General features: G+C 72.9%; 24 protein-coding genes. 20 read left to right on the forward strand and 4 right to left on the reverse strand.

Annotated elements, in window-relative coordinates:
- Positions 1-52: 52 nt before the first annotated feature.
- From ACIGO8_RS20280 to ACIGO8_RS20315, 8 genes are all read left to right on the forward strand, one after another.
- Complete coding sequence (locus ACIGO8_RS20280; RefSeq protein ID WP_399732172.1) at positions 53-1,174, forward strand: quinone-dependent dihydroorotate dehydrogenase; 1,122 nt, start codon at positions 53-55, stop codon at positions 1,172-1,174.
- On the forward strand, positions 1,171-2,004 hold the full coding sequence (gene pyrF / locus ACIGO8_RS20285; protein ID WP_399732174.1) for an orotidine-5'-phosphate decarboxylase: 834 nt from the start codon (positions 1,171-1,173) through the stop codon (positions 2,002-2,004). Before ACIGO8_RS20280 ends, pyrF begins: the two co-directional genes overlap by 4 nt.
- 320 nt (positions 2,005-2,324) lie before the next feature.
- Positions 2,325-2,648, forward strand: a complete 324-nt coding sequence (locus ACIGO8_RS20290) for an integration host factor (protein WP_030493613.1) — start codon at positions 2,325-2,327, stop codon at positions 2,646-2,648.
- A gap of 60 nt (positions 2,649-2,708) precedes the next feature.
- On the forward strand, positions 2,709-3,272 hold the full coding sequence (gene gmk / locus ACIGO8_RS20295; protein WP_399732176.1) for a guanylate kinase: 564 nt from the start codon (positions 2,709-2,711) through the stop codon (positions 3,270-3,272).
- Positions 3,273-3,300: 28 nt separating this feature from the next.
- Positions 3,301-3,573 (forward strand): DNA-directed RNA polymerase subunit omega, encoded by a 273-nt coding sequence (gene rpoZ / locus ACIGO8_RS20300; protein WP_005319902.1) that lies wholly within the window; start codon positions 3,301-3,303, stop codon positions 3,571-3,573.
- Between the two features lie 99 nt (positions 3,574-3,672).
- The gene (coaBC, locus tag ACIGO8_RS20305) at positions 3,673-4,887 is read left to right on the forward strand and encodes a bifunctional phosphopantothenoylcysteine decarboxylase/phosphopantothenate--cysteine ligase CoaBC (protein ID WP_399732180.1); all 1,215 of its coding nucleotides are present in this window, start codon (positions 3,673-3,675) and stop codon (positions 4,885-4,887) included.
- Between the two features lie 262 nt (positions 4,888-5,149).
- On the forward strand, positions 5,150-6,358 hold the full coding sequence (gene metK / locus ACIGO8_RS20310) for a methionine adenosyltransferase (protein ID WP_399732182.1): 1,209 nt from the start codon (positions 5,150-5,152) through the stop codon (positions 6,356-6,358).
- 109 nt (positions 6,359-6,467) lie between these two features.
- A complete protein-coding gene (locus ACIGO8_RS20315) occupies positions 6,468-8,615 on the forward strand; it encodes a primosomal protein N' (protein WP_399732185.1) in 2,148 nt (715 codons plus the stop codon).
- 103 nt (positions 8,616-8,718) lie between these two features.
- Here ACIGO8_RS20315 and ACIGO8_RS20320 read toward each other — a convergent pair whose 3' ends face one another.
- Positions 8,719-9,240 carry a hypothetical protein gene (locus ACIGO8_RS20320; RefSeq protein WP_399732188.1) on the reverse strand — a complete coding sequence of 174 codons (522 nt, stop codon included), beginning with the start codon at positions 9,238-9,240 and terminating at the stop codon, positions 8,719-8,721.
- A 221-nt stretch (positions 9,241-9,461) separates the two neighbouring features.
- On the opposite strand from ACIGO8_RS20320, the gene fmt reads away from it, so the two are divergent.
- The 8 genes from fmt to ACIGO8_RS20360 all read left to right on the forward strand — a co-directional run bounded on the left by fmt (position 9,462) and on the right by ACIGO8_RS20360 (position 17,045).
- Positions 9,462-10,403 (forward strand): methionyl-tRNA formyltransferase, encoded by a 942-nt coding sequence (fmt, locus tag ACIGO8_RS20325; protein ID WP_399732191.1) that lies wholly within the window; start codon positions 9,462-9,464, stop codon positions 10,401-10,403.
- Between the two features lie 161 nt (positions 10,404-10,564).
- Positions 10,565-11,989, forward strand: a complete 1,425-nt coding sequence (locus ACIGO8_RS20330) for an RsmB/NOP family class I SAM-dependent RNA methyltransferase (RefSeq protein WP_399732193.1) — start codon at positions 10,565-10,567, stop codon at positions 11,987-11,989.
- Positions 11,990-12,085: 96 nt separating this feature from the next.
- Positions 12,086-12,769, forward strand: coding sequence for a ribulose-phosphate 3-epimerase (gene rpe, locus ACIGO8_RS20335; protein ID WP_399732196.1), 684 nt, complete (start codon positions 12,086-12,088; stop codon positions 12,767-12,769).
- Between the two features lie 143 nt (positions 12,770-12,912).
- Positions 12,913-13,962, forward strand: coding sequence for a sugar-binding transcriptional regulator (locus tag ACIGO8_RS20340; protein ID WP_399732199.1), 1,050 nt, complete (start codon positions 12,913-12,915; stop codon positions 13,960-13,962).
- A 61-nt stretch (positions 13,963-14,023) separates the two neighbouring features.
- A complete protein-coding gene (locus ACIGO8_RS20345) occupies positions 14,024-14,533 on the forward strand; it encodes a ribonuclease domain-containing protein (RefSeq protein ID WP_399732202.1) in 510 nt (169 codons plus the stop codon).
- Positions 14,520-14,900, forward strand: a complete 381-nt coding sequence (locus ACIGO8_RS20350) for a barstar family protein (RefSeq protein WP_399732204.1) — start codon at positions 14,520-14,522, stop codon at positions 14,898-14,900. Before ACIGO8_RS20345 ends, ACIGO8_RS20350 begins: the two co-directional genes overlap by 14 nt.
- 65 nt (positions 14,901-14,965) lie before the next feature.
- Positions 14,966-16,408 (forward strand): GuaB1 family IMP dehydrogenase-related protein, encoded by a 1,443-nt coding sequence (locus ACIGO8_RS20355; RefSeq protein ID WP_399732207.1) that lies wholly within the window; start codon positions 14,966-14,968, stop codon positions 16,406-16,408.
- 133 nt (positions 16,409-16,541) lie between these two features.
- A complete protein-coding gene (locus ACIGO8_RS20360) occupies positions 16,542-17,045 on the forward strand; it encodes a GNAT family N-acetyltransferase (RefSeq protein WP_399732210.1) in 504 nt (167 codons plus the stop codon).
- On the opposite strand, the gene ACIGO8_RS20365 is transcribed toward ACIGO8_RS20360, so the two are convergent.
- Entirely contained in the window at positions 17,029-18,042 is a 1,014-nt protein-coding gene (locus ACIGO8_RS20365; protein WP_399732213.1) for a GDSL-type esterase/lipase family protein, read from the reverse strand. The genes ACIGO8_RS20360 and ACIGO8_RS20365 overlap by 17 nt on opposite strands.
- A 334-nt stretch (positions 18,043-18,376) precedes the next feature.
- On the opposite strand from ACIGO8_RS20365, the gene ACIGO8_RS20370 reads away from it, so the two are divergent.
- From ACIGO8_RS20370 to ACIGO8_RS20385, 4 genes are all read left to right on the forward strand, one after another.
- Positions 18,377-19,873, forward strand: coding sequence for an amino acid permease (locus tag ACIGO8_RS20370; RefSeq protein WP_399732216.1), 1,497 nt, complete (start codon positions 18,377-18,379; stop codon positions 19,871-19,873).
- Positions 19,874-19,883: 10 nt separating this feature from the next.
- Positions 19,884-20,339, forward strand: coding sequence for an Lrp/AsnC family transcriptional regulator (locus ACIGO8_RS20375; protein ID WP_030691274.1), 456 nt, complete (start codon positions 19,884-19,886; stop codon positions 20,337-20,339).
- A 341-nt stretch (positions 20,340-20,680) separates the two neighbouring features.
- Positions 20,681-21,499, forward strand: a complete 819-nt coding sequence (locus ACIGO8_RS20380; RefSeq protein WP_399732219.1) for a carbon-nitrogen hydrolase family protein — start codon at positions 20,681-20,683, stop codon at positions 21,497-21,499.
- A gap of 66 nt (positions 21,500-21,565) precedes the next feature.
- Positions 21,566-23,263 (forward strand): flavin monoamine oxidase family protein, encoded by a 1,698-nt coding sequence (locus ACIGO8_RS20385; RefSeq protein ID WP_399732222.1) that lies wholly within the window; start codon positions 21,566-21,568, stop codon positions 23,261-23,263.
- A 107-nt stretch (positions 23,264-23,370) separates the two neighbouring features.
- Here the strand turns inward: ACIGO8_RS20385 and ACIGO8_RS20390 are convergent, their stop codons facing one another.
- Together ACIGO8_RS20390 and ACIGO8_RS20395 are read right to left on the reverse strand one after the other, a co-directional pair.
- Positions 23,371-24,078: a DUF5995 family protein gene (locus tag ACIGO8_RS20390; RefSeq protein WP_399732225.1), complete on the reverse strand. Its 708-nt coding sequence runs from the start codon at positions 24,076-24,078 to the stop codon at positions 23,371-23,373.
- A 73-nt stretch (positions 24,079-24,151) separates the two neighbouring features.
- Positions 24,152-25,654 carry a uracil-xanthine permease family protein gene (locus ACIGO8_RS20395; RefSeq protein WP_399732228.1) on the reverse strand — a complete coding sequence of 501 codons (1,503 nt, stop codon included), beginning with the start codon at positions 25,652-25,654 and terminating at the stop codon, positions 24,152-24,154.
- Between the last annotated feature and the right edge of the window lie 27 nt (positions 25,655-25,681).

Here is a 25,681-nt window from a genome sequence, read left to right on the forward strand (position 1 = left end):
CCCACAAGGGGGACACCGGAAACGGTGTCCCCCTCTTGGTGAGGACACCTTCATGTACAAGTTCTTCTTCGACCTCGTCTTCAAGCGGATGGACCCCGAGCGGGCCCACTACACGGCCTTCCGCTGGATCCGGCTCACCGCCCGCGTCCCCGTGCTGCGCACCTTCGTCGCCGCCGTCCTCGCGCCCCGCCACAAGGAGCTGCGCACCGAGGCCCTCGGCCTGCGCATGCACGGCCCCTTCGGCCTGGCCGCCGGCTTCGACAAGAACGCCGTCGCCGTCGACGGCATGTCGATGCTCGGCTTCGACCACGTCGAGATCGGCACGGTCACCGGCGAGGCCCAGCCCGGCAACCCCAAGAAGCGGCTCTTCCGGCTGGTGCCGGACCGCGCCCTGATCAACCGGATGGGCTTCAACAACGAGGGCTCCGCCGCCGTCGCCGCCCGCCTCGCCGCCCGCCGTGAGGTCTTCCGTACCGTCGTCGGCGTCAACATCGGCAAGACCAAGGTCGTGCCCGAGTCCGAGGCCGCCGCCGACTACGTGAAGTCCACCGAGCGGCTCGCCCGGCACGCCGACTACCTCGTCGTCAACGTCTCCTCGCCGAACACGCCCGGCCTGCGCAACCTCCAGGCCACCGAGTCGCTGCGCCCGCTCCTGACGGCCGTGCGCGAGGCCGCCGACCGCTCCGTCCCGGACCGCCGCGTCCCGCTCCTGGTGAAGATCGCTCCCGACCTCGCCGACGAGGACGTGGACGCCGTCGCCGACCTGGCCCTGGAGCTCGGCCTGGACGGCATCATCGCCACCAACACCACCATCGCCCGCGAGGGCCTCGGTCTGACGTCGGACCCGGCCCTGGTGAAGGAGACCGGCGGCCTGTCCGGCGCGCCCGTCAAGCAGCGCTCCCTGGAGGTCCTGCGCCGCCTCTACGCGCGCGTGGGCGACCGCATGGTCCTCGTGGGCGTCGGCGGCATCGAGAACGCCGAGGACGCCTGGCAGCGCATCCTCGCCGGCGCCACCCTGATCCAGGGCTACAGCGCCTTCATCTACGAGGGGCCGTTCTACGCCCGCGCGATCCACAAGGGCCTCGCCGCGCGCCTCGCCGCCTCCCCGTACGCCACCCTCGCCGAGGCCGTCGGCGCCGACCACCGAACCGACTCCCGAAAGGCCACCGCATGACCTCCTTCGGCACCCGCCTGCGCGCCGCCATGGACGAGCGCGGCCCGCTGTGCGTCGGCATCGACCCGCACGCCGCCCTGCTGGACTCCTGGGGCCTCGCCGACGACATCGCCGGCCTGGAGCGCTTCACGTACACGGTCGTCGAGGCGCTCGCCGGGACCGTCGCCGTCTTCAAGCCGCAGGCCGCCTTCTTCGAGCGCTTCGGCTCGCGCGGCGTCGCGGTCCTGGAGCGCGCCACCGCCGACCTGCGCGCGGCGGGCGCTCTGGTGGTGATGGACGCCAAGCGCGGCGACATCGGCTCGACCATGGCGGCCTACGCGGAGGCCTTCCTGCGCAAGGACTCCCCGCTGTTCTCCGACGCGCTCACCGTCTCGCCGTACCTCGGCTACGGCTCGCTGAAGCCGGCCGTGGACCTGGCCCGCGAGTCCGGTGCCGGGCTGTTCGTGCTGGCGCTGACGTCCAACCCGGAGGGCGCCGAGGTGCAGCGGGCCGTGCGCGAGGACGGGCGGACCGTCGGCGCGACCATGCTGGCGCGGCTGGCGGAGGAGAACGCGGGCGAGAGCCCGATGGGCTCCTTCGGCGCGGTCGTCGGCGCCACGCTCGGCGATCTGTCCGCCTTCGACCTCGACATCAACGGGCCGCTGCTCGCACCGGGCATCGGCGCGCAGGGCGCGACGCCCGCCGACCTGCCCGTGGTCTTCGGCGCGGCGGTGCGCAACGTCGTCCCGAACGTCAGCCGCGGGGTCCTCAAGGAGGGCCCGGACGCCGCCGCGCTGCGGTCGGCGGCGGAACGTTACGCGAACGAGATCAGGCAGGCCGTCGGCGCCTGAGGCACCTCGCGGGCCGTTTTCGGCGGGTTCCGGCCAATCCGCAGGTGGGGCGGCGTGTCCTCGCCGTCTCACTCCTTGACAAAAGTTGACCCAAAACAGCGTCGTTATGTCGGAAATGTCCTGGTCGGTCGATGCTGACCAGGACTTTTCGTCTGTTCTCGCTGACTCCGGCGGCCTTGGCCGCTAGTCTCCGGGACAGAGTCGGCGTTCGGCGTACTCCACGTCGGTCGTTGCTCCACTGGTGTGGGGCGCCCCGCGCGGGGTGCCCGGCTTTCCCACCGGTCCGTATCCGACAGTTCGACATCCGAGGTGACGTAGGCGTGGCTCTTCCGCCCCTTACCCCTGAACAGCGCGCAGCCGCGCTCGAAAAGGCCGCCGCGGCTCGCCGGGAGCGGGCCGAGGTCAAGAATCGACTCAAGCACTCCGGCGCCTCCCTCCACGAGGTCATCAAGCAGGGCCAGGAGAACGACGTCATCGGCAAGATGAAGGTCTCCGCCCTGCTCGAGTCCCTGCCGGGCGTGGGCAAGGTCCGCGCCAAGCAGATCATGGAGCGACTGGGAATCTCCGAGAGCCGCCGGGTCCGTGGCCTCGGCTCCAACCAGATCGCCTCCCTGGAGCGCGAGTTCGGCGGCGCCGGCGCCTGAGGGCGTCCCGGCTCGGGACTCGCGTCCCGGGCACACCGGTAAAGCTGGAATAATCGCTGCATGGCAGCAGAGGTACGTCCGCGACTGACCGTGCTCTCCGGCCCCTCAGGGGTGGGCAAGAGCACGGTCGTCGCTCATATGCGCAAGGTCCACCCCGAGGTCTGGCTCTCGGTGTCGGCCACGACACGAAAGCCGCGTCCGGGCGAGCAGCACGGCGTCCAGTACTTCTTCGTCACGGACGACGAGTTCGACAAGCTGGTCGCCAACGGCGAGCTGCTCGAGTGGGCCGAGTTCGCGGGCAACCGCTACGGCACCCCGCGCCGCGCGGTCCTCGACCGCCTGGACGCCGGGGAGCCCGTGCTCCTGGAGATCGACCTCCAGGGAGCGCGCCAGGTCAAGGAGTCCATGGGCGAGGCCCAGCTGGTCTTCCTGGCCCCGCCGAGCTGGGAGGAGCTGGTCCGCCGGCTCACCGGCCGCGGCACCGAGTCGCCGGAGGTCATCGAGCGCCGGCTGGACGCCGCGAAGGTCGAACTGGCCGCCGAGTCGGAGTTCGACACCACGCTCGTCAACACCTCCGTCGAGGACGTCGCGCGCGAGCTGCTAACGTTGATGCACGTTGTCTGATCTTTTTTCCATCTTCGGAAGGTAGAGCGTGTCCTCTTCCATCACCGCGCCCGAGGGCATCATCAACCCGCCGATCGACGAGCTGCTCGAGGCGACGGACTCCAAGTACAGCCTCGTGATCTACGCGGCCAAGCGTGCGCGCCAGATCAACGCGTACTACTCGCAGCTCGGTGAGGGTCTGCTCGAGTACGTCGGTCCGCTCGTGGACACCCACGTCCACGAGAAGCCGCTCTCGATCGCCCTGCGCGAGATCAACGCGGGCCTGCTGACCTCCGAGGCCATCGAGGGCCCGGCGCAGTAAGCACGCGGAAATCCTGACCACGGGCCCGGCGGAACATCCGCCGGGCCCGTGGTGTCTCATGGAGTCGTACGCATCAGAGCCGTCAGGGGAGCAGTGACAGTGGCCAAGCCGAAGGTCGTCCTGGGCGTGAGCGGCGGCATCGCCGCGTACAAGGCGTGCGAGCTGCTGCGCCGGCTGACCGAGTCGGGCCACGACGTACGGGTCGTGCCGACCGACTCCGCCCTGCACTTCGTCGGTGCCGCCACCTGGTCCGCGCTCTCCGGCAACCCGGTCTCCACCGAGGTGTGGGACAGCGTCCACGAGGTCCCGCACGTCCGCATCGGCCAGGCCGCCGACCTCGTCGTCGTCGCGCCCGCCACCGCCGACATGCTCGCCAAGGCCGCCCACGGCCTCGCCGACGACCTGCTCACCAACACCCTGCTCACCGCCCGCTGCCCGGTCGTCTTCGCCCCGGCCATGCACACCGAGATGTGGGAGCACCCGGCCACCCAGGAGAACGTGGCCACCCTGCGCCGCCGCGGCGCCGTGGTCGTCGAGCCCGCCGTCGGCCGTCTGACCGGCGTGGACACCGGCAAGGGCCGGCTGCCCGACCCGGGCGAGATCTTCGAGGTCTGCCGCAGGATCCTCGCCCGCGGCGTCGCCGTGGCCGACCTGGCCGGACGTCATGTCGTGGTCAGCGCCGGCGGCACCCGCGAGCCCCTCGACCCGGTCCGCTACCTCGGCAACCGCTCCTCCGGCAAGCAGGGCTACGCCCTCGCCAGGGCCGCCGCGGCCCGCGGCGCCCGGGTCACCCTGATCGAGGCCAACACCGGCCTGCCCGACCCGGCCGGCGTCGACGTCGTCCGCGTCGGCACCGCCGTCCAGCTGCGCGAGGCCGTCCTCAAGGCCGCCGCCGACGCCGACGCGGTGGTGATGGCCGCGGCCGTCGCCGACTTCCGCCCGGCCGCCTACGCCACCGGCAAGATCAAGAAGACCGACGACGGCGGCGCGCCCACCATCGAGCTGGTCCGCAATCCCGACGTCCTCGCGGAGATCTCCGCCGACCGCGCCCTGCCCGGCCAGGTCGTCGTCGGCTTCGCCGCCGAGACCGACGACGTGCTCGCCAACGGCCGCGCCAAGCTCCGCCGCAAGGGCTGCGACCTCCTCGTCGTCAACGAGGTCGGCGAGCGCAAGACCTTCGGCTCGGAGGAGAACGAGGCCGTGGTCCTCGCCGCCGACGGCGCCGAGACACCCGTCCCGTACGGGCCGAAGGAAGCCCTCGCCGAGACGGTCTGGGACCTGGTGCTGCCGCGGCTGCGCGCCCGCTCCGCGTGACGGACGCGCCACGGCGAGTGAATTCCGCGCCAACGGAGCGGGACGGCCGGATATCGCCCGCACGGCCCAGAGAAAATCCACAAAACCGGACATAAATCCAGCCTGCCGGAGCGATTGGCGCGCAGATCACGCAATCCTCCGGTGGAAGACCTGGCCAGATGCCCGATCGTGACCGATAGACTGTCCTCGGAACGTCGTGGGGCGCAGCCCCTGCCGGTCCGCAATCGACTAGCCAGCAGCCGCTGCAACCTCAGGGAGCGTTGTGTCCCGTCGTCTGTTCACCTCGGAGTCCGTGACCGAGGGTCACCCCGACAAGATCGCTGACCAGATCAGCGACACCATCCTCGACGCCCTCCTCAAGGAGGACCCCACCTCCCGCGTGGCCGTCGAGACGCTGATCACCACCGGCCTGGTGCACGTCGCCGGCGAGGTCACCACCAAGGCGTGGGCGGACATCCCGACCCTCGTCCGCAACAAGATCCTCGAGATCGGGTACGACTCCTCGAAGAAGGGCTTCGACGGCGCCTCCTGCGGCGTCTCGGTCTCCATCGGGTCGCAGTCCCCGGACATCGCGCAGGGCGTCGACACCGCCTACGAGAAGCGCGTCGAGGGCGACGAGGACGAGCTCGACAAGCAGGGCGCCGGCGACCAGGGCCTGATGTTCGGCTACGCGTCGGACGAGACGCCCGAGCTGATGCCGCTGCCGATCCACCTGGCGCACCGGCTCTCCCGCCGCCTCACCGAGGTCCGCAAGAACGGGACCATCCCGTACCTGCGCCCCGACGGCAAGACCCAGGTCACCATCGAGTACGACGGCGACAAGGCCGTCCGCCTCGACACGGTCGTGGTCTCCTCGCAGCACGCCTCCGACATCGACCTCGAGTCGCTGCTCGCGCCCGACATCCGCGAGTTCGTCGTCGAGCACGTTCTGAAGCAGCTCGTCGAGGACGGCATCAAGCTCGACACCGACGGCTACCGCCTGCTGGTCAACCCGACCGGCCGCTTCGAGATCGGCGGCCCGATGGGCGACGCCGGCCTGACCGGCCGCAAGATCATCATCGACACCTACGGCGGCATGGCCCGCCACGGTGGCGGCGCCTTCTCCGGCAAGGACCCGTCGAAGGTCGACCGCTCGGCCGCCTACGCCATGCGCTGGGTCGCCAAGAACGTCGTCGCCGCCGGCCTCGCCTCGCGCTGCGAGGTCCAGGTCGCGTACGCGATCGGCAAGGCCGAGCCCGTCGGCCTCTTCGTCGAGACCTTCGGCACCAACGCCGTCGAGACCGAGAAGATCGAGCACGCCATCGCCGAGGTCTTCGACCTCCGCCCGGCCGCGATCATCCGCGACCTCGACCTGCTCCGCCCGATCTACTCCCAGACCGCCGCCTACGGCCACTTCGGCCGCGAGCTGCCGGACTTCACCTGGGAGCGCACGGACCGTGTGGACGCGCTGAAGAAGGCCGCGGGCCTCTAAACCGCGGGCCATCCACCGCACCGGCACCACGAAGGCCCGGCCCTCCTCGGAGGACCGGGCCTTCGCCGTGTCCGTGGGACTGTCGGCGGCGTCTGGTAGGTATGGGGCTGTGAGCAGCGAGAACGAGAAGGCCGGGGGGCACGGGGCGCCGGACGAGCCCGAGCAGCTCGCGCTCCTCCGGGAGACCGTGCGCAAGGCCAAGGTGCCGCGCGCCAAGCCGCGCACGTGGCGGGGCGCCGCGCTGGCCAAGGAGCTGCCGGTGGCGCGGGTCGTGGTCAACAAGGGCGTGCTGCACCTCGACCAGTTCTTCGACTACGCCGTGCCCGAGGAGCTCGACGCCGACGCCCGGCCCGGCGTGCGGGTACGGGTCCGGTTCGGGGCCGGCGCCCACCAGGTGCGCGGCGGGCGGCGCGAGGGCGGCCGGCTCATCGACGGGTTCCTCGTGGAGCGGCGCGCCGAGTCGGACTACTCCGGACCGCTGGCCGCGCTCGCCGACGTCGTCTCGCCCGAGCCGGTCCTCGGACCCGAACTCCTCGGCCTCGCCCGCGCCGTCGCCGACCGCTACGCCGGCAGCCTCGCCGACGTCCTCCAGCTCGCCGTCCCGCCCCGCAACGCGTCCGCCGAGCGCAAGCCCTCGCCGGCCCCGCTGCCGCCGCCCGCCGCGCCCGAGGCGGGCAGCTGGACGCGGTACGAACGCGGGCCCGCGTTCCTGGAGTCACTGGCGCGCGGCGGAGCGCCCAGGGCCGTGTGGAACGCGCTGCCGGGGCCGTACTGGGCCGAGGAGATCGCCCGGGCCGTCGCCGCCACGCTGGCCTCCGGGCGCGGCGCGCTCGTCGTCGTCCCCGACGGCCGGGCCGCCGGCCGCGTGGACGCCGCCCTGACCACGCTGCTCGGCGCGGGACGGCACGCGGTGCTGACCGCCGAGGCGGGCCCCGAGAAGCGGTACGCGCAGTGGCTCGCCGTCCGCCGCGGAGCCGTACGCGCCGTCGTCGGCACCCGCGCCGCGATGTTCGCCCCCGTGCGGGACCTCGGGCTCGCCGTCATCTGGGACGACGGCGACGGCAGCCACAGCGAACCGCACGCGCCGCAGCCGCACGCCCGCGACGTCCTGCTGCTGCGCGCCGCGCACGACCGCTGCGCCTTCCTGCTCGGCTCCACCAGCTGCACCGTCGAGGCCGCCCAGCTCGTCGAGTCCGGCTGGGCCGGGCCGCTCGTCGCCGGGCGCGACCAGGTGCGGACCGCCGCGCCGCTGGTGCGGACCGTCGGCGACACGGACCTCGCCCGCGACGAGGCCGCCCGCGCCGCCCGGCTGCCCACCCTCGCCTGGCAGGTGGTGCGCGAGGGCCTCAAGACCGGCCCCGTGCTCGTCCAGGTCCCGCGCCGGGGCTACGTGCCCCGGCTGGCCTGTGAGCGCTGCCGCACGCCCGCACGCTGCCGGCACTGCTCCGGGCCCCTGGAGGCGCCCGAGCAGCAGGAGCTGCACTGCGGCTGGTGCGGGCGCGCCGCCGCCGACTGGCACTGCGTGGCCTGCGGGTCGACCCGGCTGCGCGCCCAGATCGTGGGCGCGCGGCGCACCGCAGAGGAGCTCGGCCGGGCCTTTCCCGCCGTGCCCGTACGCACCTCCGGACGCGACCACGTCCTCGACCAGGTGCCGGGCCGTCCCGCGCTCGTCGTCTCCACACCGGGCGCCGAACCCGTCGCCGACGGCGGCTACGCGGCCGCGCTGCTCCTCGACGGCTGGGCCATGCTCGGGCGGCCCGACCTGCGGGCCGGCGAGGAGGCGCTGCGCCGCTGGATCGACGCGGCCTCGCTGGTGCGCGGGCAGGGCGACGGCGGCACCGTGGTGGTCGTCGCCGAGCCGACGCTGCGGCCCGTCCAGGCCCTGGTCCGCTGGGACCCGGTCGGTCACGCCCAGCGCGAGCTCGCCGAGCGGGCGGAACTGGGCTTCCCGCCGGTCTCCCGGATGGCCTCGGTGGCGGGCCCGCCGGAGGCCCTCGCGGCCTTCCTCGACGCCGCCGGACTCCCGCCCGACGCCGAGGTCCTCGGACCCGTCGCGCTCCCCGTCACCCGCCCCGGCGGCCCGCGCCGCCCCGGCGACACCCCGCCCGGCGAGCAGTGGGACCGCGCCCTGATCCGCGTGCCGCCGGGCAGCGGCGCCGCCCTGGCCGCCGCCCTGAAGCAGGCACAGGCCGCCCGCCTGGCCCGCGGCGGCGGCGAGCCCGTACGCGTCCGTGTCGACCCGCCCGACATCGGCTGACGGCACCGCACACGAAAGACCGCCCGCTCGTGTGGGGGGCACGGGCGGGCGGCCTGGTCCTGCGGGCGAGGCGGCCGGTGCCCGGGCGGCACCGGCGGCCGCGTCAGCCGTTGCGCGGGGCCGGGAAGGCCGGCGGGCGGGACTCCTCGCGCAGCGTCTGGCTGCCCGAGGTCGGCTGCGGCGGCATGCTGCGGGCCGGCGGGACCACCGGGATCGTGCGCGTGCCGGCCGTCTCGGTCGGGCGTTCCTGCTCCAGGGCGGCGACACCCGGCTGCGGGGCGCGGCGGGAACCGTAACGGCGGTGGACCGCCTGCTTGGTGACTCCGAGCGCGGAGCCCACCGCGTCCCACGAGAAGCCGAGGGAGCGGTCGAAGTCGACCGCCGCCGTCACCAGGGTCTCGACACTGTCCCGCAGCTCCTGGGCGAGCCGGACGGTCGGGGCGGGGGCGCGTCCGTAGACGACGAAGCCCGTCGAAGGGGCGGAGCGGCGAGGGCGGTAGACATTGCCCAGCTGGGCCGTCAGCGTGCGCAGTGCGTCCACCTGCCGCCGGACCCGCTCGATGTCCCGCACCAGCAGGTGCAGACTCGCCCGGGCCTGGGCGTCGTGGGTTGCGTGGTCGGCCATGGATAAGCCTCTCGAACCGGCGTGAAAGGGGCGGGTCGCTGGGGGAGGGCGACCCGATTCGGTCAATCTCTCTTGACCAACGCGCCACCGGGCCTCGGGTCACGCTGCGGGGGCGTATACGCATATGCGCGGGGCGCTCGTCCTTCCGTACGCCCCCTGCGGATCACCGCCGTAGACTGGTGCGCTGCCCGCCACCGCCCCGAGATGCGAGGTTTTCCCGCGTGAAGCTCGTCTTCGCAGGCACCCCCGAGGTCGCCGTACCCGCCCTGGACGCCCTGCTCGCCTCCGGGCGGCACGAGGTGGCCGCCGTCGTCACCCGGCCCGACGCTCCCGCGGGGCGCGGGCGCCGGCTCGTCGCGAGCCCCGTCGCCGAGCGCGCGGAGGAGGCCGGCATCGAGGTGCTCAAGCCGCAGCGGCCGCGCGACGAGGCCTTCCTCGCCCGGCTGCGGGAGATCGCGCCCGACTGCTGCCCGGTCGTCGCCTACGGCGCGCTGCTGCCGCGCGTCGCCCTCGACATCCCGGCCCACGGCTGGGTCAACCTGCACTTCTCGCTGCTGCCCGCCTGGCGCGGCGCGGCGCCCGTGCAGCACGCGCTGATGGCCGGCGACCAGGTGACCGGAGCGTCGACCTTCCAGATCGAGGAGGGGCTCGACTCCGGCCCGGTGTACGGCGTCGTCACCGAGGACGTCCGCCCCACCGACACCAGCGGTGACCTGCTGACCCGGCTCGCCTTCGCGGGTGCGGGCCTGCTCGCCGCGACCATGGACGGCATCGAGGACGGCAGCCTCAAGGCCGTGCCGCAGCCGTCCGACGGCGTCACGCTGGCGCCCAAGATCCAGGTCGAGGACGCCCGCGTCGACTTCGCCGCCCCGGCGCTGCGCGTCGACCGCGTCGTCCGCGGCTGCACGCCGGCGCCCGGCGCCTGGACGGTCTTCCGCGGCGAGCGCCTGAAGCTGATCCAGATCGCCCTCCTCCCGGACCGCGCCGACCTGGCCGGACTGGCCCCGGGCGAGCTCGCCGTCGGCAAGAACAACGTGTACGCCGGCACCGGCTCGCACGCCGTCGAACTGCTGTGGGTCCAGCCCCAGGGCAAGAAGCCGATGAAGGCCGCGGACTGGGCGCGCGGCGTCCGCATCGCGCCGGGCGAGCGCCTCGGGGCGTAAGTCCGGTCCGGACCGGGTCGGGTCGTGCCGGACCCGGCCCAGGTCGTGCCCCGACCGAAGGGTGCTTTTTCCCGGCACAGCCCGGCGGACGTAGGCTGAGAGGGGCCGGCGCCCAAGTCGCCCGGCCCCTTCACCGGTTCATTTCGTCACGCGGAGCACCTTTGAGCGAGCAGGCACGTGGTCGTGCGCCCAAGTCCCCCAAGCCCTACCGGCGGCCCAAGAAGGACCCGGTGCGGATCCTCGCGTTCGAGGCGCTGCGGGCGGTGGACGAGCGGGACGCGTACGCGAACCTCGTGCTGCCGCCGCTGCTGAAGAAGGCGCGCGAGAAGAACGAGGGCTTCGACGGGCGCGACGCCGCGCTCGCCACCGAGCTCGTGTACGGCACGCTGCGCCGCCAGGGCACGTACGACGCGATCATCTCCGCCTGCGTCGACCGGCCGCTGCGCGAGGTCGACCCGCCGGTGCTCGACGTGCTGGCGCTCGGCGCGCACCAGCTGCTCGGCACCCGGATCCCGAGCCACGCCGCCGTGTCCGCCACCGTCGAACTGGCCCGCGTGGTGCTCGGGGACGGGCGGGCCAAGTTCGTCAACGCCGTCCTGCGCAAGATCGCCCAGGACGACTTCGACACCTGGGTGGAGCGGGTCGCCCCGCCCTACGAGGACGACGCCGAGGACCACCTCGCCGTCGTCCACTCCCACCCGCGCTGGGTCGTCTCCGCGCTCTGGGACGCGCTCGGCGGCGGCCGGGCCGGCATCGAGTCGCTCCTCGCGGCGGACAACGAGCGGCCGGAGGTCACCCTCGTCGCCCGGCCCGGCCGGGCCACCACCGAGGAGCTGGCCGCGGCCGCCGAGACCGAGCCCGGCCGCTGGTCGCCCTACGCCCGCCGGCTCGCCGAGGGCGGCGAGCCGGGCGCCATCGAGGCCGTGCGGGAGGGCCGGGCCGGCGTCCAGGACGAGGGCAGCCAGCTCGTCGCGATCGCCCTCGCCAACGCGCCGCTCGACGGTCCCGACACCCGCTGGCTCGACGGCTGCGCCGGCCCCGGCGGCAAGGCGGCCCTGCTCGGCGCCCTCGCGGCCGGCCGCGGCGCCGCCCTGCTCGCCTCCGAGAAGCAGCCGCACCGCGCCCGCCTGGTCGAGCGCGCCCTGGCCGGCAACCCCGGCCCGTACCAGGTCATCGCCGCCGACGGCACCCGCCCGCCGTGGCGCGAGGGCTCCTTCGACCGCGTCCTGATGGACGTGCCCTGCTCCGGACTCGGCGCCCTGCGCCGGCGCCCCGAGGCCCGCTGGCGCCGCCGGCCCTCCGACCTGGACGGCTTCGCGCCGCTCCAGCGCGGGCTGCTCACCGAGGCACTGCGGGCCGTGCGCGTCGGCGGTGTCGTCGGCTACGCGACCTGCTCCCCGCACCTGGCCGAGACCCGGGTGGTCGTCGACGACGTTGTGAAGAAGACCGGCGGCGCCGAGCTGATCGACGCCCGCCCGCTGCTGCCCGGCGTGCCGGACCTCGGCGACGGTCCCGACGTCCAGCTGTGGCCGCATCTGCACGGTACGGACGCGATGTATCTGGCGCTGATCCGCCGGACCGCCTGACGGTTTCTACTGGTCTGTACCAGTACGTCCGGCCCCGGATCGACCACTCACCGCTTCGCGGCAAAGAAGTCCTCAAGAACATGGCAGGCTTGGCACATGGCGCAGATCAATCCCAGCATCCTGTCCGCGGACTTCGCCCGGCTCGCCGATGAGGCGAGGGCGGTCGACGGGGCCGACTCGCTGCACGTCGACGTGATGGACAACCACTTCGTGCCCAACCTGACGCTGGGCGTGCCGGTGGTCGAGTCGCTCAGCCGGGCCACGGACACGCCGCTCGACTGCCACCTGATGATCGAGGACCCGGACCGCTGGGCCCCGCAGTACGTGGAGGCCGGCGCCGGCTCCGTCACCTTCCACGTGGAGGCCGCCGCCGCGCCGGTGCGCCTCGCGCGGGAGATCCGCGCCAAGGGAGCCCGGGCGTCCATGGCGCTCAAGCCGGCCACGCCCATCGAGCCCTACGAGGACCTGCTGCCGGAGCTCGACATGCTCCTGATCATGACCGTCGAGCCGGGCTTCGGCGGTCAGGCCTTCCTCGACATCATGCTGCCCAAGATCCGCCGCACCCGTGAGCTGATCTCCAAGCACGGTCTGGAGCTGTGGCTCCAGGTCGACGGCGGTGTCGCCGAGTCCACCATCGAGCGGTGCGCCGAGGCCGGCGCCGACGTCTTCGTGGCCGGTTCCGCCGTCTACGGAGCCGCCGACCCCGCCGCCGCCGTCCGCTCGCTGCGGGCCAGCGCCGAGGCCGCGACCGCCTCGGCGGCGTGGGCGTGTGGCCACTGAGCCTCCGGCGGGCCTCCGGCACGTGAACGCGGTCCGTCGGGCCGCCGACAGAACCGAACAGGACCCACCGGATCTGACAGGATGAACGGTGAGTCCAGAGTGTGAACAGCAGCAACCGATCCACGGCACGTGAGCAGCGGTACGTGAACAGCAGTGAGGAGATCGTGGTGGCGGGTATGTCGGCGGGACGGTCAGCCCTGCGGATGGGACCCGCGGAGCTCGTGCAGGCGGCGGCCATGGCCCGCCGCTTCTACCTCGAGGGCAAGTCCAAGATCCAGATCGCCGAGGAGTTCGGCGTGAGCCGCTTCAAGGTGGCCCGGGTCCTGGAGACCGCCCTGGAGCGCGACCTCGTGCGCATCGAGATCCGCGTACCGGCCGAGCTGGACGCCGAGCGCTCCGACGCGCTCCGCGCCCGCTACGGCCTGCGCCACGCCGTCGTCGTCGAGTCCCCGGCGGAGGGCGACGACGAGTCGCCCGACCCGGAGAACCTCGGCGAGGTCGCGGCCGACCTGCTCGGCGAGCTGGTCACCGAGGGAGACGTCCTGGGCCTGGCCTGGGGCCGCTCCACCATCCACATGGCCGCCGCCCTCGACCGGCTGCCGCCCTGCACCGTCGTCCAGCTCACCGGCGTGTACGACGCCGGCACGGCCGAGCGCGGCTCGGTCGAGGCGGTCCGGCGCGCCGCCCAGGTCTCCGGCGGCGAGGCCCACCCCATCTACGCGCCCATGCTGCTGCCCGACCCGGCCACCGCGGCCGCGCTGCGCAGCCAGACCGGCATCGCCCGCGCCTTCGAGTACTTCGACAAGGTCACGGTCGCCTGCGTCTCCATCGGCTCCTGGGAGCCGGGCATCTCGACCGTCCACGACATGCTCTCCGACGAGGAGCGCGCCCACTACGCCTCGCTCGGCGTCGCCGCCGAGATGTCCGCGCACCTCTTCGACGCGGAGGGCCGCCGGGTCGGCCGCGACCTCGGCGAGCGGTGCATCACGGTCGAGGCGGACCGGCTGCGCCGGATCCCCGAGGTCGTCGCCATCGCCGGCGGCCAGCGCAAGGCGGCGGCCATCGGAGCGGTGCTCCGCTCGGGCCTGGTCACCAGCCTGGTGACCGACCGGTCGGCGGCCGACTACCTGCTCACCGAGTTCAGCCCCGGCCCGCGCCCGGCCCTCGACCGCGCGGACCCGGACGGCAACTGAACCTCCGCCGCCCGGGCGCGCTCGCCCCGCGCGCCCGGGCGGCCGATGGCAGCATCGGGGCATGATCCAGCGATGCGCCCGGCTCGGGCTCGCCCTCCTCGCCGGACTCTCGCTGCTCCTGACCGGCTGCTCCGGCGGCGGTACGGACCCGACGACCGGTGCCGCCACGAGCACGGCCACCACGACCGGTGCGGCCACGGGCACGGCCCCCACGACCGGTGCGCCGGCCGCCACCCGTACCGGCACCGCCGCGCCCTCGCGCACCGCCACGGCGACCTCCGGCCTGCCCACCGTCCGCGAGGCCGACCTGCCGCCCGAGGCGCGGCGCACCCTCGCCCTCATCGAGCGGGGCGGCCCCTTCCCGTACGCCAAGGACGGGTCGGTGTTCGCCAACTTCGAGCGCGTCCTGCCCCCGCACCGCCGCGGCTACTACCACGAGTACACCGTGCGCACGCCCGGCGAGCACGACCGCGGCGCGCGGCGCATCGTCACCGGGCAGCGCGGGGAGACGTACTACACGGACGACCACTACCAGAGCTTCCGGGAGGTGGTCGCGGATGAGACTCGATGACGCCCACGTCCTCGACCTGCACGGGGTCACCGACAAGGCCGCCTTCATCAACCGCTGCGTCCGCGCGCTCCCGCTGCCGGTCTGGTTCGGCCGCAACTGGGACGCCCTCGCCGACTGTCTCGCCGACATGCGCGAACCCATGGCGATCGTGGTGACGCACTGGCAGGCTTATGCCGAGGCCGACCCGGACGGCTGGTCCACCGCCCAGGAGGTGTTCTCGGCGGCGGCCCGGGCCAGTTCCGCGGGCCTCACGGTCCTCCTCTCGCTCGGCGGCGAGATCGCCGGTTCGGAGGATCGGACAAGTGCCCACCCGCAAGGCTCGGACGATCCGCCCGCACCGCCCCACGGCCCCGCCGTGGGACAATGAACTACGTGCTTTTTCCCCTGGCTGAAATGCCTAGGGGCCGATCCGAACGACTGGGATGTCAGCACGTGCGTTTCCTCAATGACGTCAAGCCGCCGTACGACCTCACGTACGACGATGTGTTCATGGTGCCGAGCCGCTCGGCCGTCGGTTCCCGCCAGGGCGTGGACCTCTCCTCGCCGGACGGAACCGGCACGACCATCCCGCTGGTCGTGGCCAACATGACCGCCATCGCCGGCCGCCGCATGGCCGAGACCGTCGCCCGCCGCGGCGGCATGGTCGTCATCCCGCAGGACATCCCGATCGAGGTCGTCACCGACGTCATCGGCTGGGTCAAGTCCCGCCACCACGTCCTCGACACCCCGATCGTCCTGGAGCCGCACCAGACCGTCGCCGACGCGCTCTCGCTGCTGCCCAAGCGCGCGCACGACGCCGGTGTCGTCGTCGACGAGAACCGCCGCCCGGTCGGTGTCGTCACCGACGCCGACCTGTCCGGCGTGGACCGCTTCACCCAGCTGTCCGAGGTCATGTCCAAGGACCTGCTGCTGCTCGACGCCGACATCGAGCCCCGCGAGGCCTTCAACATCCTCGACGGCGCCAACCGGCGCTACGCCCCGGCCGTCGACGCCGACGGCAAGCTCGTCGGCATCCTCACCCGCAAGGGCGCCCTCCGCGCGACCCTCTACACCCCGGCCGTCGACGCCAAGGGCGGCCTGCGCATCGCCGCCGCCGTCGGCATCAACGGCGACGTGGCGGGCAAGGCCAAGCAGCTCCTCGACGCGGGCGTGGACACGCTCGTCATCGACACCGCGCACGGCCACCAGGAGTCGATGATCTCCGCCATCCGGACCGTCCGGGCGCTCGACCCGCAGGTCCCGATCGTGGCCGGCAACATCGTCGCCGCCGAGGGCGTCAAGGACCTCATCGACGCCGGCGCGGACATCATCAAGGTCGGTGTGGGCCCCGGCGCCATGTGCACCACCCGCATGATGACCGGTGTCGGCCGCCCGCAGTTCTCGGCCGTCCTGGAGTGCGCCGCCGAGGCGAAGAAGTACGGCAAGCACGTGTGGGCCGACGGCGGCGTCCGTCACCCGCGCGACGTCGCCATGGCGCTCGCCGCCGGCGCGTCCAACGTCATGATCGGCTCCTGGTTCGCCGGCACCTACGAGTCCCCGGGCGACCTCCAGCACGACGCCAAGGGCCGCGCGTACAAGGAGTCCTTCGGCATGGCCTCGGCCCGCGCCGTCCGGAACCGGACCTCCGACGAGTCCGCCTACGACCGCGCCCGCAAGGCCCTGTTCGAGGAGGGCATCTCCACCTCGCGCATGTTCCTCGACCCGCAGCGTCCGGGCGTCGAGGACCTGATCGACTCGATCATCGCCGGTGTCCGCTCCTCCTGCACCTACGCCGGTGCCGGCTCGCTCGCCGAGTTCGAGGAGAAGGCCGTCGTCGGCATCCAGTCCGCCGCGGGTTACGCGGAGGGCAAGCCGCTGCACGCCAGCTGGAGCTGACCTCCGGCACGGCGCCGCGTCCGGCCGGGACCCACCGGCACGTGACCGGCACCTGACCGGCCTCCGCGCCGGTGCCGCGGGCCCCCGGGAAAACCCTTCCCGGGGGCCCGCGGCCTTCCCGTACGGTCGCCCCATGGACCGTACGGAGATCAGGCCCTGCCGCCCCGAGGACGTGCCGCTGCTCGAGCGCCACCTGCCCACCCCGGACGCGCCCGCCCGCCACGCCGGCCGCTTCGCCCGCCAGGAGGCCGGACACGGCACGTATCTCATTGCCTGGCGCGACGCCGTGCCCGTCGGGAACGGGCAGGTCCGCTGGGACGGCTGCGCGGCCCCGGAGGTCCGCGCCGTGCTCGGGGACTGCCCGGAGTTCAACGGCCTGGACGTACGGGAGGACCTGCGCGGCCGGGGCATCGGCATCGCCCTGGTCCGCGCCGCCGAGCGGCTGGCGCGGGAGCGCGGCCGGACGCTCCTGGGCCTCGGCGTCACCGACGACAACCCCAGGGCCGCGGCCCTCTACGCCCGGCTCGGCTACGAGCCCGTGTCCGCCTACACCGACCGCTGGACGTCCACCGACGCACAGGGCCGCACGCACGAGCAGGCCGACACCGCCACCTTCCTCGTCAGACGGCTGGACTGACCGCCCGGCCCACGAAACCCGCCTCCCGCAGCGCCCGCACCACCGCCGCCGCGATCTTGGCGTGGCCGCGGTCGTCCGGATGCAGGCCGTCGGCGAGGTCCTCCGGGCCGAGCAGCGGGCCGCCGGGCAGCAGGGCCAGGCGGGTGTCGCCGGCCGCCGCCATGTCCCGTACCGCCTCCTCCATGGCCGTGCGCAGCTCCGCGAGGGTGGCGCCCAGCGCGTTCCCGGTGTGCTCGGCGGCCGGGCGGAGCACGGGGGACACCACGAGCAGTCCGGTCGTCGGGTGGCCGCGCCGGACCAGCGCGACGAAGGCGCGCGTCGTTTCGTACAGCAGCGGCGCCGAACTGGGCACCGCCGCCCAGCAGTTGGTGCCGAAGGCCAGCGTGATCAGCTCGCCCGGCAGGCGGGCGAGGTGCTCGGCGAGCGGCAGCTCACCGCGCGCGCCGCCCGCGTAGCCGAGGTTCACCGGGTCGAGGCCCAGCGCCCGGCCGGCCGTCGCCGGCCAGGAGTGCGCCGCCCGCGTCGCCCACCAGCCCTCGGTGATCGAGTCGCCGTGCACCAGCCAGCGCGGCCGGCGCGGCGCGGGCGCGAGCGCACCGCCGACCGGCCGCAGACCCAGCACGACCGGCGCCTGGTTCTCCGGCAGGTGGACGGTGAAGCGGCCGCCGTCGGGCGGGAGCTCGATCCGCACCTCGGCCTCCTCGGCCGGCTCGGCGAACACCTCGGCCAGGCAGCGCGTCCCGCGCCACAGCGCGAAGCCGTGCCGCAGCTCCCGCAGCGCGTCCCCGGCCGCCGGCACCGCCGCCCGGTAGCGCAGCAGCACCGCCCGGGTGCCCGGCGCCGCCGTGAACTCCACCCGCACCCCGATGGGCAGCGCGGCCCGCTCGGCGATGTCCCACGGCAGCCGTCCCAGGTCGGCCGGATCGGCCCGGACCGGGCGGCGGCCGTCCAGCCACGCCGTACCGCGCAGGAAGGGTTCCGGCTCCAGCCAGCTCACGAGGACCTCCGTTCGGGCGGGTGCAGAGTGGGACATCGGCCCTGAGGAGTCAAGGGACGTGCGCAGGTCGCGTCATGCCCCCGATGTGTCGATTCATGCGGGGGCGCGCAATGTTTCCCCGTCCGTGCCCCGAGCGCGCAATGATCATTCGACAGTGCGCAACAACCCTGCATTACGACTGCGAAGCTCTAGCGCTTAGGCTCATGCCTCGTACCAGGAGTGGCGGCGACCGCCTGCTCGGCGGTCTCCCCTTCCTCTGCGGGCTGTTTCGGCCTGCCCCGAGGTACCGCCGCGGTCCCCGCTCGTCGACAGGCAGCGATAAGGAGCCCCCGCAGTGCTTGACCACGGCGCAGCCCCACCGGCCGAGGACACGTCCGTCCCGACCGCCCGCACGACCTCCGGGCTCTCCGCCCTGACCCGCCGCAAGCCGGTGGAGAACCTGGTCGCGGAGGGTGGCCAGGGCGAGGGCGGCACGCTCCGCCGCTCGCTGTCCATGTGGCAGCTGACCATGATCAGCATCGGTGCGACGCTCGGCACCGGCATCTTCGTCGTCCTCGGCGACGCCGTTCCGAAGGCCGGCCCCGCCGTCACGGTGTCCTTCGTGATCGCCGGCCTCACGGCCCTCTTCTCGGCCCTCTCCTACGCCGAGCTGGCCGGCTCCATACCGGTCGCGGGTTCCTCGTACTCGTACGCGTACGCAACGCTGGGCGAACTCGTCGCCTGGGTCTGCGGCTGGTGCCTGGTCCTGGAGTACGGCGTGTCGGTGGCCGCCGTGGCGGTCGGCTGGGGCGAGTACCTCAACGAGCTGCTCGACGGCACCATCGGCGTCACCATCCCCGACGTGCTGTCCTCCGCACCCGGCGAGGGCGGCATCATCAACCTGCCCGGCCTGATCGTCGTCCTGCTGGCGATGGTGTTCCTGCTCGGCGGCGCCCGTGAGTCCGCCGTGGCCAACACGATCATGGTCGCGGTGAAGATCGCCGCGCTCGTGCTCTTCTGCGCCATCGGCTTCATGGGCTTCAAGTCCGGCAACTACAAGGACTTCATGCCGCTCGGCATCACGGGCATCGGCGCCGCCAGCGCCACGCTCTTCTTCTCCTACATCGGCTTCGACGCCGCCTCCACGGCCGGCGAGGAGGCCAAGAACCCCAAGCGCGACCTGCCGCGGGCGATCATGCTCTCGCTGATCATCGTCACGGTCTTCTACGTCCTCGTCGCCGCCGTCGCGGTCGGCGCCTGGAACTGGAAGGACTTCGCGGGCTCCGAGGCCACCCTGGCGGCGATCATGAACGACGTCACCGGCCAGACCTTCTGGGGCACCCTGCTCGCCGCCGGCGCCGTCATCTCCATCGCCAGCGTCGTCCTGACCGTGCTCTACGGCCAGACCCGCATCCTCTTCGCGATGTCCCGCGACGGCCTCGTCCCGAAGGCCTTCGGCAAGGTCAGCACCAAGACCGGCACCCCGCGCGTCAACACGGTGATCGTCTCGCTGTTCTGCGCCGCCCTCGCCTCGGTCATCCCGCTCGGCAAGCTCGTCGACGCCACCAGCATCGGCACCCTCTTCGCCTTCGGCCTGGTCAACATCGCGGTCGTCGTGCTCCGCTACACCCGCCCCGACATGCCGCGCACCTTCAAGGTCGTGTTCGGCCCGGTCTTCCCCGTGCTCGGCTTCTTCTTCTGCGCGTACAACATGTTCAGCCTCGACGCCGTCACCTGGGTGGTCTTCGGTTGCTGGATGGCCGCGGGTCTCGTGTTCTACTTCCTGTACGGCATGCGCCGTTCCCGACTGGCCACGGCTCCGTCCCTGGCAGAGGCTCCAGCAGAGAAGTGATCCACCCGTAGTGCGACTCAACGACCTCGACGAACGCATCGTCCACGCCCTCGCGGAGGACGCCCGCCGCAGCTACGCCGACATCGGCTCGCTCGTCGGCCTCTCCGCGCCCGCCGTGAAACGGCGCGTGGACCGGCTCCGGGCCGAAGGCGCCATCACCGGCTTCACCGTACGGGTGGACCCGGCGGCGCTCGGCTGGGAGACGGAGGGCTTCGTCGAGATCTACTGCCGCCACAACACCTCGCCGGAGGACATCCGGCGAGGTCTGGAACGGTATCCGGAGGTGGTGTCCGCGTCGACCGTCACCGGCGACGCGGACGCCGTCGTCCAGGTCTTCGCCTCCGACATGCGCCACTTCGAGCGCGTCCTGGAGCGGATCGCGGGCGAGCCCTTCGTGGAGCGCACCAAGTCCGTCCTGGTGCTCTCGCCGCTCCTGCGGCGCTTCTCCTCCGGCTCGCCCGCGTAGCAGCCCGCGAACGAAGGGACCGCCCACCCCCGTGGGACGGTCCCTTCGCTCGTTTCGGCGGGCCGGTCCGGTCCCCGCGGGAGCGGCCGGCCGGACGGCCACCACTCTTCCGCGCAGGTCCCGCCACCGCGTCGCGCCGGGGAACGGTCCGGGTCTCCGCCGGGCGGCGGAAGATCCGTACGACCCCGGTCGGAGGCGTGCGCAACGAATCGCCGTCACGCCCGACGAGAGCGCAACAGTTCGACGGTCGGTCCGCAACGGACTCGCCTTGTCCCGGCCGAGCCCGAAACCGTACCGTTTTTGACGTCTTCCCCCTCAACTCCTTCCCCACGAGGATCGCCATGCCCGCGCTGCGCATCGCCCTGCTCCAGAGCTCCGGAGAGCTCGGTGACGTGGCCGCCAACCTGAAGATCCTCGACGAGGCCGCCGGACGCGCCGCCGCCGCCGGAGCCGGCCTGCTGCTCGCTCCCGAGCTGTTCCTGACCGGCTACGCCATCGGCGCCGACATCGCCCGCCTCGCCGAGCCCGCCGACGGGCCGTCCGCCCGGGCGGTCGCCGCGATCGCCGCCCGCCACGGCCTGGCCGTCGGCTACGGCTATCCCGAGCGGGACACCGAGGCGCACGGCGTGCTCCACAACTCCGCGCAGCTCTTCGGCGCCGACGGCGCCGTGCTCGCGCACTACCGGAAGACCCACCTCTTCGGCGACTTCGAGCTGAAGTGGTTCACGCCCGGCGACCAGGCCGTCGTCCAGACCGAGCTCGGCGACCTCACCGTCGGCCTGATGATCTGCTACGACGTGGAGTTCCCCGAGAACGTACGGGCGCACGCGCTGGCCGGCACGGACCTCCTCCTCGTGCCGACCGCGCTGATGCACCCCGCCGAGATCGTCCCCGAGTCCGTCGTCCCGGTGCGCGCCTTCGAGAACCAGATCTACCTCGCGTACGCCAACCGCACCGGCCCCGAGGGCGACTTCGAGTTCGTCGGCCTGTCCACGCTGGCCGGCCCCGACGGCACCGCCCGGGCCCGCGCCGGGCGGGGCGAGGACCTCGTCCTCGGCGACGTCGATCCCGACTTCCTGGCGGCCTCCCGCGCGGAGAACCCCTACCTCCGCGACCGCCGGCCCGGTCTCTACGGCTCCCTGGTCCACGACCGGACCTGACCCGACCGAGCCCGGCCACCGCCCTCCCCGCCTGTTTCACCGTTTCGTGCAAGGAGTCCGTACCCCATGACGTCCACCGTGCCCAACGCCGTCGAGCACGCCGACGAGCAGCAGCCGCCGATCACCATGTTCGGCCCGGACTTCCCGTACGCCTACGACGACTTCCTGGCCCACCCGGCCGGCCTCGGCCAGGTCCCCGCGACCGAGCACGGCACCGAGGTCGCCGTCATCGGCGGCGGTCTGTCCGGCATCATCGCCGCCTACGAGCTGATGAAGATGGGCCTCAAGCCCGTCGTCTACGAGGCCGACCAGATCGGCGGCCGGCTGCGCACCGTCGGCTTCGAGGGCACGGGCACCGAGGGTCTGACGGCCGAGATGGGCGCGATGCGCTTCCCGCCCTCCTCCACCGCGCTCCAGCACTACATCGACCTGGTGGGCCTGCGGACCAGCCCGTTCCCGAACCCGCTGGCCGAGGCCACCCCGTCGACCGTCGTCGACCTGAAGGGCGAGTCGCACTACGCCGAGACGGTCGACGACCTGCCGCAGGTCTACCGCGACGTCGCCGAAGCCTGGAACAAGTGCCTCGACGAGGGCGCGGACTTCTCCGACATGAACCGCGCCATGCGTGAGCGCGACGTCCCGCGGATCCGCGAGATCTGGGCGAAGCTGGTCGAGAAGCTCGACAACCAGACCTTCTACGGCTTCCTGTGCGAGTCGGAGGCCTTCAAGTCCTTCCGGCACCGCGAGATCTTCGGCCAGGTCGGCTTCGGCACCGGCGGCTGGGACACCGACTTCCCCAACTCCATCCTGGAGATCCTCCGCGTCGTCTACACCGAGGCCGACGACCACCACCGCGGCATCGTCGGCGGCTCGCAGCAGCTGCCGCTGCGCCTGTGGGAGCGCGAGCCGGAGAAGATCGTCCACTGGCCGTACGGCACCTCGCTGAAGTCCCTGCACGAGGGCGAGCCGCGCCCGGCCGTGACCCGGCTGAACCGCACCGCCGGCAACCGGATCACGGTGACCGACGCGTCCGGCGACATCCGCACGTACCAGGCGGCGATCTTCACCGCCCAGTCCTGGATGCTGCTCTCCAAGATCGCCTGCGACGACACCCTCTTCCCGATCGACCACTGGACGGCGATCGAGCGCACCCACTACATGGAGAGCTCGAAGCTGTTCGTGCCGGTGGACCGGCCGTTCTGGCTGGACAAGGACGAGGCCACCGGGCGGGACGTCATGTCGATGACGCTCACCGACCGGATGACCCGCGGCACCTACCTCCTGGACGACGGTCCGGACAAGCCGGCCGTCATCTGCCTCTCGTACACGTGGTGCGACGACAGCCTGAAGTGGCTGCCGCTGTCCGCGAACGAGCGGATGGAGGTCATGCTGAAGTCGCTCGGCGAGATCTACCCGAAGGTCGACATCCGGAAGCACATCATCGGCAACCCGGTGACGGTCTCCTGGGAGAACGAGCCCTACTTCATGGGCGCCTTCAAGGCCAACCTGCCGGGCCACTACCGCTACCAGCGCCGCCTGTTCACGCACTTCATGCAGGACCGGCTGCCCGAGGACAAGCGGGGCATCTTCCTGGCCGGCGACGACATCTCGTGGACGGCCGGCTGGGCGGAGGGCGCGGTGCAGACGGCGCTCAACGCGGTGTGGGGCGTGATGCACCACTTCGGCGGCGCCACCGACGCCACCAACCCGGGCCCGGGCGACGTGTACGACGAGATCGCCCCGGTCGAGCTGCCGGAGGACTGAGGCACCGGCCCGTCCTGAGGGCCGGGAGGACAGCCGGGAGGGTTCGCTTCCCGGCTCGTCCTGAGGGCCGGGAGGACAGCCGGGAAGACTTCCCTTCCCGGCTCGTCCTAAGGGCCGGCGAGCGGGGTGAGCAGCATCCGCCCCACCAGGCCCACCGACCGGTCGAGGCGTTCGGTGAACTCCTCGGCCAGGTCGGGCAGCCGCCGCAGCTGCCACAGCGAGCGGGCGGCGAGCCAGGCCCCGTCGCGGGCCCGGTCCAGGCTCCAGCAGCCGAGCAGATGCGTGAGCGGGTCCGCGACCTCCAGGAGGTCCGGGCCCGGCATCAGTTCCTCCCGGATGCGTTCCTCCAGGAGGACCAGGACGTCGCCGACCCGGTCGAACTCGTCCTCCAGGTCCGTGGGCGCGCAGTCGAGGGTCCGGCAGGTGTCGACGACGGCGAGGGCCAGGTCGTGGCCGATGTGCGCGTTGATCCCGGCGAGCGCGAACTGCAGCGGACGTACGCCGGGGTGGCGCCGGTAGCGGAACAGCGGCCGCCAGCAGGCCGGGGCGGGGCCGCCGGCGGCGACGGCGTCGACGACCGCGAGATAGCGCTGGGCGAACCGTACGTCGAGGGTGGCGGCGGCCTGCCGGTCGGTGAAGGTGCCCGCCTCGATGGCGTGGCCGATCTCCTCGGTGACGGTCAGATACACCCGGTTGAAGACCGCGACCCCGTCGGCCGGGTGCCAGGCCGCACGGATGGCCCGCATCCGGCCCACGACGGGGTCGACGGCCGTGAAAGGACCGAGAACGAGGTCGGTCTGCTGCGTCTGCGCCATGGGGGCAGCGTGGCAGCCGGAGGGCCGGACGGAAGGATTCCGCCGCCCGGCTTCCCCAGAACGGGCGAATCGCCTACGACTTGGGCGCGGGCTCGCCGCCGGAGCTGCTCCGGTCCTGGCTCTCGCCCGGGTTCTCGCTCTCGCCCGCGGTCTCGCTCCGGCTCTCGCCCGGGTTCTCGCTCTCGCTCTCGCCCGCGTTCTCGCTCGCGCCTTCGTACGAGCTGGTGCCGGCGTCGAGCAGCAGCTCCTGCTGCTTGAGGTGGGCCGGGGCGAAGGCGCGCAGCACGTGGTAGCCGGTGATGACGACCAGGGCGCCGAGCGCGATGCCGCCGAGTTCGAAGGTGTCGGTGAAGGTGAGCTTGACGCCGCCGACGCCGATGATGATGCCGGCCGCGGCGGGCACCAGGTTGAGCGGGTTGCGCAGGTCGACCTTGGCGTTGATCCAGATCTGGGCGCCGAGCAGGCCGATCATGCCGTAGAGGATCACGGTGATGCCGCCGAGCACACCGCCCGGGATCGCGGCGACGACCGCGCCGAACTTGGGGCAGAGGCCGAAGAGCAGGGCGAAGCCGGCCGCGGCCCAGTAGGCGGCGGTGGAGTAGACCCGGGTGGCGGCCATCACGCCGATGTTCTCGGAGTACGTGGTGTTCGGCGGGCCGCCCACGGCGGTGGAGAGCATCGAGGCGGCGCCGTCGGCGGCGATCGCGGTGCCCAGCTTGTCGTCCAGCGGGTCGCCGGTCATCTCGCCGACCGCCTTGACGTGGCCGGCGTTCTCGGCGATCAGCGCGATGACGACGGGCAGCGCGACCAGGATCGCCGACCACTCGAAGGCGGGCCCGTGGAAGGACGGCAGGCCGACCCAGTCCGCCGTGGACACGCCGGACAGGTCGAGCCGCCAGTGGTCGGTGACCTGGCCGCCCGGGGACATCGAGTGGATCTTGCCGAAGACCAGGTCGAAGACCCAGGAGATGCCGTAGCCGAAGATCAGGCCGAGGAAGATCGCGATGCGCGACCAGAAGCCGCGCAGGCAGACCACGGCGAGACCGGTGAAGAGCATCACCAGCAGCGCGGTCCACTGGTCCTGCGGCCAGTAGGTGGCCGCGGTGACCGGCGCCAGGTTGAAGCCGATCAGCATGACGACGGCGCCGGTGACGACCGGCGGCATGGCCGCGTGGATGATCCGCGCGCCGAACCGCTTCACCGCGAGCCCGGCGAGGAACAGCACCGCGCCGACCACGAACACCGCGCCGGTCACGGTGGCGCTGGTGCCGCCGGAGGCCCGGATCGCGGCGGCGACGCCCACGAAGGAGAGCGAGCAGCCCAGGTAGGACGGCACCGTGCCGCGGGTCGCGAGCAGGAAGATCACGGTGGCGACACCGGACATCATGATGGCGAGGTTCGGGTCCAGGCCCATGAGGACCGGCGCCACGAACGAGGCGCCGAACATCGCGACCACGTGCTGGGCGCCGAGGCCCACCGTACGGGGCCAGGAGAGCCGCTCGTCCGGCCGGACGACGGCTCCCGGAGCGGGTGTCCTCCCGTCGCCGTGCAGGGTCCAGCGCACGCCGAGGCTCATGTGGTCGCTCCAGTTCTCCGGGGTCCG

The sequence above is a fragment of the Streptomyces sp. NPDC053493 genome, from assembly GCF_044544825.1.
GTDB lineage: Bacteria > Actinomycetota > Actinomycetes > Streptomycetales > Streptomycetaceae > Streptomyces.

Bases quoted from the DNA above. Each gene is read 5' to 3' on its own strand.
- gmk (WP_399732176.1), top strand. From the start codon at position 2,709: ATGGCAGCAGAGGTACGTCCGCGACTGACCGTGCTCTCCGGCCCCTCA.
- ACIGO8_RS20390 (WP_399732225.1), bottom strand. From the start codon at position 24,078: ATGGCGCAGACGCAGCAGACCGACCTCGTTCTCGGTCCTTTCACGGCC.
- ACIGO8_RS20380 (WP_399732219.1), top strand. From the start codon at position 20,681: ATGCCCGCGCTGCGCATCGCCCTGCTCCAGAGCTCCGGAGAGCTCGGT.
- ACIGO8_RS20320 (WP_399732188.1), bottom strand. From the start codon at position 9,240: ATGGCCGACCACGCAACCCACGACGCCCAGGCCCGGGCGAGTCTGCAC.
- rpe (WP_399732196.1), top strand. From the start codon at position 12,086: ATGGCGCAGATCAATCCCAGCATCCTGTCCGCGGACTTCGCCCGGCTC.
- ACIGO8_RS20350 (WP_399732204.1), top strand. From the start codon at position 14,520: ATGAGACTCGATGACGCCCACGTCCTCGACCTGCACGGGGTCACCGAC.
- ACIGO8_RS20360 (WP_399732210.1), top strand. From the start codon at position 16,542: ATGGACCGTACGGAGATCAGGCCCTGCCGCCCCGAGGACGTGCCGCTG.
- ACIGO8_RS20280 (WP_399732172.1), top strand. From the start codon at position 53: ATGTACAAGTTCTTCTTCGACCTCGTCTTCAAGCGGATGGACCCCGAG.
- ACIGO8_RS20345 (WP_399732202.1), top strand. From the start codon at position 14,024: ATGATCCAGCGATGCGCCCGGCTCGGGCTCGCCCTCCTCGCCGGACTC.
- ACIGO8_RS20385 (WP_399732222.1), top strand. From the start codon at position 21,566: ATGACGTCCACCGTGCCCAACGCCGTCGAGCACGCCGACGAGCAGCAG.
- pyrF (WP_399732174.1), top strand. From the start codon at position 1,171: ATGACCTCCTTCGGCACCCGCCTGCGCGCCGCCATGGACGAGCGCGGC.
- ACIGO8_RS20395 (WP_399732228.1), bottom strand. From the start codon at position 25,654: ATGAGCCTCGGCGTGCGCTGGACCCTGCACGGCGACGGGAGGACACCC.